The sequence below is a fragment of the Tsukamurella conjunctivitidis genome (genome assembly GCF_007858475.1).
In the GTDB taxonomy this organism is placed as follows: Bacteria; Actinomycetota; Actinomycetes; order Mycobacteriales; family Mycobacteriaceae; genus Tsukamurella; species Tsukamurella conjunctivitidis.
In genome coordinates this window covers 179903-192305 of record NZ_VIGX01000005.1, presented here as the reverse complement: position 1 = coordinate 192305, position 12403 = coordinate 179903, and the positions used below count along the sequence as shown (strand labels likewise).

Genomic DNA, 12403 nt, shown 5'->3' with positions numbered 1-12403 from the left:
GGTTACTGTGAACGGCATGTCCCACGCGCGCCCCCGAGCCCTCGCCGCCGCCGGGATCGCCGTCGGCGCCTTCGTCGCCGTGTCCGCGTGCGCACCCGTTCCGGCGCCGACCCCCGACTACGTCACCGACTTCGGGAAGGGCGGCGCCGCGCCATCGGGCTCCGGCGACGCCGCGGCGAAGGGACCGGAGTGGAGGGCATCCGCGAAGGACCCCCTCGCCTGGCAGGATTGCACCGGTCGCCTCGCGACCCGGTACGCGACCCCGCCCGCGGCGAACGCCACGCTGCAGTGCGCGACGCTCACCGTCGGCGTCGGCCAGACCGATGCGCCCCTCAAACTCAGCGTGACCCGGGCCCGGGTGCCCGGCACCCCCGATACCGCCGCGCCGCTCGTGCTGGTCGGCGGGACCGAGTTCACCGGCCAGCGCGCTCTGGCCACTCTCGCCGCGGGCGACAGCCCCGTGCTCGCGAACCGGCCCGTCGTGGCCGTCGAGCGCCGCGGCATCGGGACCTCGGGGGCGCTCACCTGCCGCACAGAACCCGACCAGGCGATCCTGCGCAGCGGGGGCGGCCCGGGCGGGAGTCCGGAGACGCGGGTGGCGAAGATCGGCGAGGCCGCCCAGCGGGCGTCGACCTCGTGCGGTGACGCCTACGCCGACGCGATCTCCGACTTCACCGCGGCGTCCGCGGCCGAGGACCTTGAGAAGCTGCGCACCACGTGGGACGTGCCGGCGCTGGGCCTGCTCGCCGTCGGCGACGGCTCCACCACCGCCCTCGCGTACGCGGCGCAGCACCCGAAGCAGGTCGCGCGACTCGTCCTCGACTCCCCCGTCCGCTACGGCGGCACCGAGGTGCAGCGCGCCGAGGACGCGGCGCGCGGCACCTCCGCCACCGTCGACGCGTTCGCCGCGCAGTGCGGCCCCACCTGCGCCCTGGGCGCGGACCCCGCCGGCGCGATGCGCACGATCATCGATGACGCGGCCGCGGGCCGGCTGGGCGGATTCACCGATACCGATGTCCGACGGGCCGTGGTGGTCACTCTGGGTGTGGGCCCCGGCGACCGGGACGCCCGCATCACCCGCTTGGCGACCGCACTGCAGGGGGCGCGGACCGGGGACGCGGCCCCGCTGCGCGCCCTGCTCCGCACGGCCGACGAGGCCCTCGGCAGCGACGGTCAGTTCATCGCGCGCTGTTCGGACGCCGTCACGAAGGCCTCGCCCGACCAGATCCTCGCCTCCGTGCGCAGCTGGGGCCCCGAGTACCGGCTCGGCGGCGCCACGGCGCTCGAGCTCGGCACCTGTTCCGCCTGGCCGACGATGGCCGCCCCGCCGAAGCTCACCGACCTCGGGGTGAAGTCCGTGGTCGCCACATCGGCGGCCGACCCGCTCACGGCGCGCACCGCGCTCGACACCCTCACGGGGCAGCTCACCGTCGTCGGCGCGCGGCCCACGACCATCACGTGGGCCGGCCTGGGCGACGGCGCGGTGGTCCGGTCGTCGTGCGTGCAGAAGTCGCTGGTCGGCTACCTCGATCGCCTCGACGCGCCGGCGACGCAGGCGTGCCCCGCGTGATCGTCGCGGCCCCGCCCGGCCGGACCCGGGCGGGGCTCCCGTGGGCCACGGCACCGTCGGATACGGTTTAGCCGTGTCGTCAGTAGCCCTCGCGCGGATGAAGTCCGATCCCGGTCTCGTGGTCAAGGCCATCCTGTGGCCCCTCGCCCTGCTCACACTGCTGCAGCGGCTGGTCGTCCTGGTCCCGAACGGGAACAAGACCGACGATTTCACCACCGTGTACGCGGCCGCGGTGCGGTTCCTGCGGCACCAGGCGGTGTACACGGAGAACTACGACACCGTCGATCCGCATTACCTCTACCCGCCGTCGGGCACGCTGCTCATGGCGCCCTTCGGGTACTTCGACCCGGAGACGGCGCGGTACATCTTCGTCGGGCTCAGCACGATCGCGCTGCTCCTGGCGCTGTACATCCTGATCCGGATGTTCGGCTACGGCCTGAACTCCGTGGTCGCGCCGGTCGTGCTGTTCTTCGCGGTCACCACCGAGGCCGTCACCAGCACGCTGGTCTACACGAACTTCAACTGCTTCGTGCTGCTGGCCGAGGTGGCGGCGATGGCGTTGCTGCTCAAGCACAAGGCACTCTGGGCGGGCGTCCCGCTCGGGCTGTCCTTCGCGGTGAAGCCCCTGCTGGCCGTGATGCTCCTGCTCATCGTCCTCAACCGCCAGTGGTGGAAGGCGCTCATCGCCGCGATCGGCATCCCGGTCGTGCTGATGGGCGTGGGCATGCTGTTCTCCGCGGACCGCATGGAGTTCTTCCACAAGACGCTGCCCTACCTCGGAGAGGCGCGCGACTACTACAACAGCTCCATCGCAGGGAACGCCCAGTACTTCGGCCTGCCCCCGTGGCTGGACTACTTCCTCCGCGCTGCAGTGGTCGTCATGGCCGCCGTCACGCTGTGGCTGCTGTGGAAGTTCTACCGCAAGAGCAACGAGCTGCTGTGGCTCACGACGTCGACCGGCACGCTGCTGACCGCGTCGTGGCTGGTCGGCTCGCTGGGGCAGGGCTACTACTCGATGCTGCTGTTCCCGATGCTCATGACGGTGGTCTACCGCAGCTCGGTGATGGGCAACTGGGCCTCGTGGGTCGCGGTCTACGGCTTCCTCAGCTACGACTACTGGCTCTCCGGCAAATGGCCGGCCTTCGGGCGGTCCCTGGCGTACCTCAAGTGCACGCTGGGCTGGTCACTGCTGATCGTCGTGCCCTTCTGCGTGCTGCTCTTCCGGTACCTCGACGCGAAGGCCGAGAACCGGCTCGACGAGGGCATCGACCGTCCGCTCCCGCCCGACGAAGAGCCCGGCAAGCACGAGCTGGCACCTTCCGCCGCACGCGGTTAGCGTGGAGGCATGAGTGAGGCCAGTACTCCCAAGCCCAAACTGCAGCTGAGCGATTCGGAATGGCGGCAGCGCCTCACCGCTCCCGAGTTCCGCGTCCTGCGGCAGGCGGGCACCGAGGCGCCGTTCACCGGCGAATACACCGACACCACGACCTCCGGCGTCTACCGCTGCCGGGCCTGCGGCGAGGAGCTGTTCCGCTCGGACGCGAAGTTCGAGTCGCACTGCGGCTGGCCGTCGTTCTTCTCGCCGCTGGCGGGCGACAAGATCATCGAGCGCGTCGACACCTCGCTCGGCATGCGCCGCGTGGAGGTGCTGTGCGCCCACTGCGGCAGCCACCTGGGGCACGTCTTCGAGGGGGAGGGCTACGACACCCCCACCGACCTCCGCTACTGCATCAACAGCATCTCCATGCGCCTCGAGCCCGACCAAGAGAGCTGATCGCGCAGCGGGGGCCGCCCCACCCCCGCTGCCTCCGCACCACGAACTTGCTACGGAAGCGCCGTGATCAGTTCGCGCACCCCCGTGCGGGGCCCGGAGAAGAAGGGCGTCTCCTCGCGGGTGTGCCGCCGCGCGTCGGTGGCGCGCAGGTCGCGCATCAGGTCGACGATGCGGTGCATCTCCGGGGCCTCGAAGGCGAGCAGCCACTCGTAGTCGCCGAGCGCGAACGCCGGCACGGTGTTCGCGCGGACGTCGGGGTAGCCGCGGGCGGCGCGGCCGTGGTCGGCGAGCATCTTGCGGCGCTCCTCGTCGGGCAACAGGTACCACTCGAGGCTGCGCACGAACGGGTAGACGCAGATGTAGGCGCCCGGGTCCTCCCCCGCGAGGAACGCGGGGATGTGGCTCTTGTTGAACTCCGCCGGACGGTGCAGCGCGGTGCTCGACCACACCGGATCGCTCGCGCGGCCCAGCGCGGTGCTGCGCCGGAAGTCGTTGTACGCGGCCTGCAGGTCCTCGAGCTTCTCGGCGTGCCACCAGATCATGAAGTCCGCGTCGGCGCGCATTCCGGCGACGTTGTAGACGCCCCGGACCACCAGGTCACCCTCCTGGATCTTCGCCAGGAAGGCCTCGGCCTCGGTGGACGCCGCGGCCCGCTGCTCATCGTCGCCCAGCTCGCCCGGCGTGATCGAGAACACCGAGAACATGAGGTAGCGGACGGTCGAATTCAGCTCTGCGTAATCCAGTTTGGCCATGACCCCGATGGTAGCCCCGCGTGCGGGTCCACCTCAGGAGAGGTCGGCGAGGACGCGCTGCGCCGCGGCCTCCGCCCGCGCGATGCACGCCGGCACCCCGACCCCGTCGAAGTACGCACCCGCCAGAGCGAGCCCCTTCGGCGTGGCCTCCTCGATGGCAGCGAGCGTGTCGCGGTGACCGGGGAGGTACACGGGGATGCCCTCGTACCAGCGCTGCACGTGCGCGACAGTCGGCGTGGCGGTGATGCCCAGCACGTTCGCGAGATCGTCCCGGGCGGCGGCGATGAGCCCGGCGTCGACGTCGTCGACGATCCGGCTCACGCCGAGGCGGCCGAAGGACAGGCGCACGGTGCCACCCGGCAGGTGATCCCATTTACGGCCGGAGAGCGTGAGCGCCTTGGCGCTGACCTGCTCGCGGCTCGCCATGAGGACGCCGGACAGCTCGGGCAGCTCGACGTCCTCGGGCAGCCGCAGCGTCACCAGCGCCGAGCTGGCCGCGGGAATCGACCCGACTGCGGTGCCGAGCTCGGGGAGGCTCAGCCCGACCAGGCGGCCGACCTGGGGGGCGGGCACCGCGAGGACCACCGCGTCGAACATCGAGCCGCGCAGGCTCCACCCGGGCCGCACCTCCGGCACGGGCGCGCCGAGCATGATCCGGTCGCCGAGGCGCTCCGCGAGGGCGTCGAGCAGCTGCTGGTAGCCGCCGCGGAAGGCACCGAAGACAGGACTGTCGTCGGGCTCGCCGAGAACGTCCCGCACGGCCTCCCCGAGCGAAGCGGCGCCCTCGTCCAGGCGGGCGGCCAGCGCGGGCAGCGCGGCGCGCACCGAGACGTCGTCGGCGTGGGCGGCGAAGACCCCCGCCACCATCGGGTCGACACTGCGCTCGACGACCTCGTCGCCGAGTCGCGAGCGGACCAGCGCGCCGATCGACGCGTCGGCACCCCGGTTCCAGCGCAACGGGATCCGCACCTCGTCCGCATCGCCCGGGATGCCCATCACGGTGCGGCCGAAGCCACCGCGGAGGGCACCGTCGGCGAACAGCGCCGGCCGGCGCCCGGCGGGCTCGACCAGCTGGTCGGCGAGGCCGAGTTCGGTCGCGAGGTCGATCACCTCGGGGCGGCGGCGGACGAAGGCCTCGGCGCCGACGTCGAGGCGCTCCCCGCCGATGGTCTCGGACCGCAGCTTGCCGCCCACCCGGTTGCCCGATTCGAATACGGTGACGCGTGCGCCCGCCTGCTGCAGTCGCAGCGCGGCGACCAGCCCTGAGATGCCCGCCCCGACGACGGCGACATTGCTCATAGCGCGTGCACCAGGTCGACGACGCGGGTGAGTGCGTCGGGATCGGTCGACGGGAGCACCCCGTGACCGAGGTTGAAGACGTGCCCGGTGGCACCGGCGGCCAGCGCCGCGTCGGCGTCGGCGACGACGCGCCGGACCTGCGCGGCGACGGTGTCGCGGTCGGCCATCAGGGTTGCCGGGTCCAGGTTCCCCTGCAGAGCCTTGCCGGGTCCGACGCGACCCGCGGCCACGTCGAGCGGCACGCGCCAGTCGACGCCCACGACGTCGGCACCGGCCTCGCCCATCGCACCGAGCAGCTCGCCCGTGCCGACCCCGAAGTGGAAGGCGGGCAGCGCCGGATTGCTCTCGCGCAGTGCGGCGAACACCCGCGCCGAGTGCGGCTGGACGTATTGGCGGTAGTCGGCGAGCGAGAGCGCCCCGGCCCACGAGTCGAAGAGCTGGAAGGCCTGCGCGCCGGCGTCGGCCTGCACCCGCAGGAAGGTGATCGCGATGTCGGCGAGCGCGTCGAGCAGCGCGTGCCAGGTGTCGGGCTGCGTGTACATCAGCGCCTTCGTGCGCTCGTGATTGCGGCTGGGACCGCCCTCCACGAGGTACGAAGCGAGCGTGAACGGCGCGCCGGAGAAGCCGATGAGCGCGACGCCCGCGGGGAGCTCGCCCCGCAGCAGTCGCACCGCCTCCGCGATCGGCTCGACCTGCGTGGCGTCGAGCCGCGGCATCGCGGCGACCGCGGCCGCATCACGGACCGGCTGCTCGATGACCGGCCCGATCCCGCTCACGATGTCGAGGTCGATCCCGGCGGCCTTGAGCGGCACCACGATGTCGGAGAACAGGATCGCGGCGTCGGTGCGATGGCGGCGTACCGGCTGCAGCGTGATCTCGCACACCAGGTCCGGCCGGAAGCACGACTGGAGCATGCCGACGCCCTCACGCGCTTTGCGGTACTCGGGCAGCGATCGCCCCGCCTGCCGCATGAACCACACCGGGCGGTGTGCGGGCGAGCGCCCCGCCGCCGCGTCGAGCAGCGGATACGCCGTCGCTCCGGCCGTCGTCGATCGATCCTCGTTACTCATCGTCAACGATCATGTCATGACCTCCGCGCCCGCAGGCCGCGGCCTGCGGCGCGCCTCCGCCGACAGGGCCTCCGGAGCGGCTACGGTCACGGTTTGTGAGCCAACCAGGAACGGGTGACGAAGCGGCGGGCGGTGCGGGAGCGCGCGGCGCCGAGCCGGAGTCCTTCCGTGCGGCCGTCGAGTCCCTCCACACGGCGACGGTCCGCCCCGAGATCGAGATCGGCAGTATCCGGCCGCCGCAGCGACTCGCCCCCTACAGCTACGCCCTGGGCGCCGAGGTCCGCGCGCCCGAGACCGACGTCGTGCCGGAGCACTCGGACGGCGAGACCTTCGGCCGCCTGATCCTGCTCCACGACCCCCACGGCCACGAGGCGTGGAACGGCCTCATGCGGCTGGTCGCCTACGTGCAGTCCGAGGTCGACGAGTCCCTGGCGTCCGATCCGCTGCTCCCCGAGGTGGCCTGGAGCTGGCTGACCGACGCGCTCGCCGAACGCGGCCAGGAGGTGACCGCCCTGGGCGGCACCGTCACCGCCACCGCATCGGTGCGGTACGGCGACATCGCCGGTCCCCCGCGCGCGCACCAGCTGGAGCTGCGGGCCTCCTGGACCCCGCTCGGCGACGACCTGTCCGGGCACGTCGAGGCCTTCTGCGCGGTGCTCGAGACCGCCGCCGGACTGCCGCCGGCCGGCATCACCCGGCTCGGCTCGGCGTAGGCGCCGCCGTGGGCAAGGCCTCATCGGAACCGGTCCCCGGCATTCCGCTCACCGAACCCGCCGAGGGCGTCCCGGAGCCCCTGACCACCGTCGAGGAGTTCGCGGAGTGCGCCGCGGCGCTGCGCCGGGGTACGGGCCCCGTCGCCGTCGACACCGAGCGCGCATCGGGTTTCACCTACTCGTCCCGCGCGTACCTGATCCAGATCAAGCGCACGGGCTCCGGGCTCTTCCTGCTCGACCCGATCCACGAGCCCGAGGGCCTCGCACCGGTGATCGAGGCGATGCGCGGCGTCGAGTGGGTACTGCACGCCGCCGACCAGGATCTGCCCTGCCTACGGGATGACGGCTTCGAGTGCGATGCGCTCTTCGACACCGAGCTCGCGGGCCGGCTCCTGGGCGCGCCGCGCGTCAACCTCGCCGCGATGACCTCCGAGTACACCGGCTACGCGCTGGCGAAAGGACACGGCGCTGCCGACTGGAGCACACGGCCGCTGCCGCACGACTGGCTCAACTACGCGGCGCTCGACGTCGAGGTGCTGGTGGACCTGCGCGACGAGGCCTACGAGCGGCTCGAGGACGCTGGGAAACTCGACTGGGCACTCGAGGAGTTCGAATACGAGCGCACCCGGCCCGATCCCGCCCCGAAGCCGGACCCGTGGCGTCGCCTCTCGGGACTGAGCACGCTGCGCAACCGGCGCCAGCTGGCGCGGGCGCGCGAGCTGTGGCTCGCGCGCGACGAGATGGCCGAGCAGCGCAACGTCGCGCCCGGACGCACCCTGCCGGACGCCGCGATCGTCAACGCCGCCGCGAAGAACCCCACTACCGAGGCGGAGCTCACGGCGCTCCCGGTGTTCGGCGGTCCGCGGATGAAGCGATCGGCGAAGCGCTGGCTGGGGGCGATCCATCGCGCCAACGACCTCACGGACGCCGCGTTGCCGCCCCTGCACGGCCCTCGCAACGGAGTACCGGCCAACAACCGCTGGGCCAAGTCGAATCCCGAGGCGGCGGAAAGGCTGGCCGCGGTGCGCGGTGCGCTCGCGGTGATCTCGGAGGAGGTGTCGGTCCCCGTGGAGAACCTGCTGCCGACGGACGCCGTCCGGAGCCTGTGCTGGGACGGTACGGCGTCGGGTGCGGCCGCCGTCGACGCCGCTCTCGCCGCCTCGGGTGCGCGGGAATGGCAGCGCCGCCTGACGGTGGACGCCGTCGCGGCCGCGCTCGCCTCTACCTGATCGCACCGGACCGGCGGGCGATCAGCGCACCTGTTCCGGCGTGGCCTGCGTCTTCTCGGCGGGCACCGTCACGTGGGCGCACGCGGTGACCCAGCCGGTGATCCGGAACGCGATCTCCGACGGGGTGAGCCCGAGGCCGGTGAGGATCTCTCCGCGCGAGGCGTGATCGAGGAAGTTCTGCTCGATACCGAGGACTCGGGTGGGCACGTCGACCTCGGCCCGCTGCAGGGCGGCGGTCACGGACGCCCCGATGCCGCCGGCGACGCCGTTGTCCTCGACGGTCACGACGAGCTGGTGCGTGCGCGCCAGGTCGATCACCGACGCCGGCACCGGCAGCACCCAGCGCGGGTCGACGACGGTCGCCGAGATGCCCTGATTGCGCAGGCGCGCCGCCACGTCGACCGCGACGTGGGCGAAGGCCCCGACCGCGACGATCAGCACGTCCGCGCCGCTGTCGCCGTCCTCGACGAGCACGTCGACCCCGTCGGGCAGGCGGCGTACGGCCTCGAGGTCGGCGGGCACCGCGCCCTTGCCGTACCGGATGAGGGTCGGCGCGTCGGCCACGTCGAGGGCCTCCGCGAACTCCTCGCGGAGGCGGGCCGCGTCACGGGGCACCGCGGCGCGCAACCCGGGGACGATCGCGGCGAGCGAGAGATCCCACATGCCGTGGTGGCTGGCGCCGTCGGGGCCGGTGATGCCGGACCGGTCGAGCACGACCGTGACGCCCTGCTTCAGCAGCGCGACGTCCATGAGCAGCTGGTCGAAGGCGCGGTTGAGGAATGTCGCGTACAGCGCGACCACGGGGTGCATGCCGCCCAGCGCGAGCCCGGCGGCGGAGGTCAGCGCGTGCTGCTCGGCGATGCCCACGTCGTACATGCGGTCCGGGAACTTGCGGCCGAAGTCGGCCACGCCGGTGGGCTCGGCCATCGCCCCGGTGATGGCGACGACGTCGTCGCGCCGCTCGCCGTGCGCCACCAATTCCTCCGCGAACACGGAGGTCCAGTCCTGGCTCCCGCCCCCGGCTCCGCCGACCGGCAGACCGGTGGCGGGGTCGATCACGCCGATGCCGTGCATCTGGTCGGCCTCGTGGTTCTCCGCATGCTCGTAGCCGTTGCCCTTGCGGGTGAGGGCGTGCACCACCACGGGCCCGCCGAAGTCCTTCGCGCGTCGGAGCGCCGCCTCCAGGGCGAGCTCGTCGTGGCCGTCGATGGGGCCGACGTACTTGAGCCCGAGGTCCGCGAACAGCGCCTGCGGGCTCACCATGTCCTTGATGCCCGCCTTCATGCCGTGCAGCACGGAGTACGCGGGCTCGCCGACGACGGGCACGTTCCGCAGCCGACGCCGAGCCTCGCCGAGGAGCCGCTCGTACTCGGGCTGCGTGCGCAGGCCGGACAGGTGCGTGGCGAGGCCCCCGATCGTGGGCGCGTAGGAGCGGCCGTTGTCGTTGACCACGATGACGACGGGGCGGTCCGAGGCGGCGATGTTGTTGAGCGCCTCCCAGCACATGCCGCCGGTCAGGGCGCCGTCGCCGACCACGGCTACGACGGTGCGCTGCTCGCCCTTCAGCGCGAAGGCCTTCGCGAGGCCGTCGGCGTAGCTGAGGGCGGCCGACGCGTGCGAGGACTCGACCCAGTCGTGCTCCGACTCGGCGCGGCACGGGTAGCCCGAGAGGCCGCCGGCCTGACGCAGGGTGTCGAAACCGTCGCGGCGGCCGGTGAGGATCTTGTGCACGTAGGCCTGGTGCCCCGTGTCGAAGAGCACGGGGTCGGTCGGCGAGTCGAAGACCCGGTGGATCGCCATGGTGAGCTCGACCACGCCGAGGTTGGGGCCGAGGTGCCCGCCGGTCGCCGAGACCTTCTCCACGAGGAAGTCGCGGATCTCCCCCGCCAACTCCGTGAGCTGGTCCTGGTCCAGCCGACGCAGGTCGCGTGGGGTCTCGATGGTGCGCAGCAGGTTCATATCCCTCGTGTCTACTCCCGTGAGAGGTGCCTGTGCCACTTTACCGGCCACCCCGGTCCTCGCGCCCTTACCGGCCACGCCGGTCCTCGCGCCCGGGCACCAGGACGGCGAAGGCCTCCAGGTGGTGGGTCCCGGGGAAGGCGTCACGGGCGTCGAGCTCGGCCAACCGGTAGCCGTTCTCGCACGCGGCACCCAGATCGCGCGCGAACGCCGCGGGATCGCAGCCCACGTGCACGATCGCCCGCGGCTCCGCCGCCGCGATCTCGGCCATGACCGCAGCACCGGCACCCGTCCGCGGCGGGTCGAGGACGACGACCGCGGGCGACGGGAGTCCCTTGATCCGGGACGCCGTGTCGCCGCGGTGGAAGGCGACGGGCGCGCCGGCGAAGGTCTGCTTTCCCGCCGCGATCGCTCCGCCCGAGGTCTCCACCACGTCGACTGCGAAGCCCTCGTCGACCAGGGCTCCGGCGAGGACGCCCGCGCCGCCGTACAGGTCCCAGGCGCGGCCGGGTTCGCCGCCGAACCGGCTCGTGTACGCACCGACCCACTGGGCGTACCTGGACGCCGCGTCGCGATGGGCCTGCCAGAAGCCGCCGACCGGAATCCTCCACGATCGCGCGCCCACCCGGTACTCGGCGAGCGCGTCGCCGGCGAGGACCTGAGCGGGGCGTCCGCGTCGCGCGGGAACGGCCGCGTGGGCCGCGCCCGCGTCGTCGAGGACGAGCGCGACCTCGGTCCCGGGCTCGGCGCGCAGGCCGGCGGCGAGGTCCGTCAGGGCGTCGGGCAGCTGCGCGCAGGGGGCCACCACCACGGCGTCGCTGCGATGCGTGTGCTGCCCGAGGGAGCCGTCACCGTCGGCGACGAGGCGCGCGCGGTGGCGCCACCCGGCGACCGGGGCGTCCGAGAGCGGCTGCACGACCGTGTCCCACTCCGGCCCGAAGAACGCGGGGGCGAAGCCGCCCACCCGGCGCAATTGGTCACGCAGTACGGAGGCCTTGAGTTCGCGCTGGTAGGCGGGGTCGGCGAAGGTCAGGTCGCAGCACCCCGCGCCGGCCGCGGCGGCGGAACACGCCTCGGGAACGCGGTGCGGCGAGGCGTCGAGGACCTCGACGGTGCTCGCGCGGGCGTAGGACTTCTTGACCTCGGTGATCCGCGCCCGCACCCGCTCGTCCGGAAGGGCACCGCGCACGAAGATCGCCCGCCCCTCGTGCCGCGCGACGACGAAGCCGCCGTGGCCGGGGGCGCCGCAGGTCAGTTCGACGACGTCATTCGGCTGCAGCACGGGTCAGCCTCCTGGCCACGAGGAAGGTGATCAGCACGCCGACGGCGAACATGGGCCAGCCCATGATGATCCGGGCGACGCCGAGACCACCGACGCTGTCGTTCTGGTAGAGCGCGAACTGCACGGCGAAGCGCACAGCGAACATGAGGATCCAGAGCACGGTGAGCCACGCGAACGCGCGGTACTGGCGCCGGTCGGCCCGCCAGTCGTGCGCCGCGGCCGGGTCCTCCGTCCCGGTCCGATCCTTCGAGCGGTCGTCGAACAGGTGCCACAGCACCCCCACGAGCGGCCATCGCACGAGCAGCGAGACCGCGAAGACGACCGCGAAGACCGCCTGCATGACGATGCCGTAGAGGAAGTAGCCCTTGCCGTTGCCCCCGACGATCATCGCGATCACGACGCAGACGGCCACGCCGAAGAAGCCGGAGATCGCGGGTTGGATCGAGGTCCGGGTCGCGAGCCTGATCCCCGCGACCAGGGCGGCCACGGCCAACGCCGCGATCGCGCCGCCCTTCAGTCCCCACAGCGCGTTGGCGGGCACGAACGCCACGACGGGGAGCGTCGAGTAGACCATCCCCTGCCAGCCGCCCATCTGCTCGAGCACCTGATCCTTGATCGAGGGCTCGGGGGCGTCGTGCGCCGCCGTGTCCGGCTCCTGCTCAGCACCATCCGTCACAGGAACACAGTACGTGGCCGAAGGGGCCCACGATCCGTCGTGCGGTGCCGGCGTCGTCCGGCGCGCGGGCCCTGGCATG

General features: G+C 72.6%; 11 protein-coding genes. 5 read left to right on the top strand and 6 right to left on the bottom strand.

Going from position 1 to position 12403, the window contains the following annotated elements:
* The first annotated feature begins 16 nt into the window (after positions 1–16).
* The 3 genes from FK530_RS11625 (at position 17) to msrB (ending at position 3344) form a co-directional block, all read left to right on the top strand.
* On the top strand, positions 17–1570 hold the full coding sequence (locus tag FK530_RS11625) for an alpha/beta fold hydrolase (protein ID WP_146487185.1): 1554 nt from the start codon (positions 17–19) through the stop codon (positions 1568–1570).
* A 73-nt stretch (positions 1571–1643) separates the two neighbouring features.
* Positions 1644–2906 (top strand): glycosyltransferase family 87 protein, encoded by a 1263-nt coding sequence (locus FK530_RS11620; protein ID WP_231706598.1) that lies wholly within the window; start codon positions 1644–1646, stop codon positions 2904–2906.
* Between the two features lie 9 nt (positions 2907–2915).
* A complete protein-coding gene (gene msrB, locus FK530_RS11615; protein WP_146487184.1) occupies positions 2916–3344 on the top strand; it encodes a peptide-methionine (R)-S-oxide reductase MsrB in 429 nt (142 codons plus the stop codon).
* A gap of 50 nt (positions 3345–3394) precedes the next feature.
* Here the strand turns inward: msrB and hemQ are convergent, their stop codons facing one another.
* From hemQ to hemE, 3 genes are read right to left on the bottom strand one after another with little or no spacing between them, the layout of a single operon-like run.
* Positions 3395–4096, bottom strand: coding sequence for a hydrogen peroxide-dependent heme synthase (gene hemQ / locus FK530_RS11610; protein WP_146487183.1), 702 nt, complete (start codon positions 4094–4096; stop codon positions 3395–3397).
* 33 nt (positions 4097–4129) lie between these two features.
* Entirely contained in the window at positions 4130–5395 is a 1266-nt protein-coding gene (hemG, locus tag FK530_RS11605; RefSeq protein ID WP_146487182.1) for a protoporphyrinogen oxidase, read from the bottom strand.
* Entirely contained in the window at positions 5392–6465 is a 1074-nt protein-coding gene (gene hemE / locus FK530_RS11600) for a uroporphyrinogen decarboxylase (RefSeq protein WP_146487181.1), read from the bottom strand. The genes hemG and hemE overlap by 4 nt, the downstream gene beginning before the upstream one ends.
* A 95-nt stretch (positions 6466–6560) precedes the next feature.
* On the opposite strand from hemE, the gene FK530_RS11595 reads away from it, so the two are divergent.
* Positions 6561–7178 carry a DUF3000 domain-containing protein gene (locus FK530_RS11595; RefSeq protein WP_146487180.1) on the top strand — a complete coding sequence of 206 codons (618 nt, stop codon included), beginning with the start codon at positions 6561–6563 and terminating at the stop codon, positions 7176–7178.
* Positions 7179–7186: 8 nt separating this feature from the next.
* Entirely contained in the window at positions 7187–8407 is a 1221-nt protein-coding gene (locus tag FK530_RS11590; RefSeq protein ID WP_146487179.1) for an HRDC domain-containing protein, read from the top strand.
* Between the two features lie 21 nt (positions 8408–8428).
* Here the strand turns inward: FK530_RS11590 and dxs are convergent, their stop codons facing one another.
* The 3 genes from dxs to FK530_RS11575 all read right to left on the bottom strand — a co-directional run bounded on the left by dxs (position 8429) and on the right by FK530_RS11575 (position 12324).
* Positions 8429–10366, bottom strand: coding sequence for a 1-deoxy-D-xylulose-5-phosphate synthase (gene dxs, locus FK530_RS11585; RefSeq protein WP_146487178.1), 1938 nt, complete (start codon positions 10364–10366; stop codon positions 8429–8431).
* Between the two features lie 67 nt (positions 10367–10433).
* Positions 10434–11648, bottom strand: coding sequence for a class I SAM-dependent RNA methyltransferase (locus FK530_RS11580; protein WP_146487177.1), 1215 nt, complete (start codon positions 11646–11648; stop codon positions 10434–10436).
* The gene (locus FK530_RS11575) at positions 11632–12324 is read right to left on the bottom strand and encodes a DUF3159 domain-containing protein (protein ID WP_231706597.1); all 693 of its coding nucleotides are present in this window, start codon (positions 12322–12324) and stop codon (positions 11632–11634) included. The genes FK530_RS11580 and FK530_RS11575 overlap by 17 nt, the downstream gene beginning before the upstream one ends.
* Positions 12325–12403 lie beyond the last annotated feature (79 nt).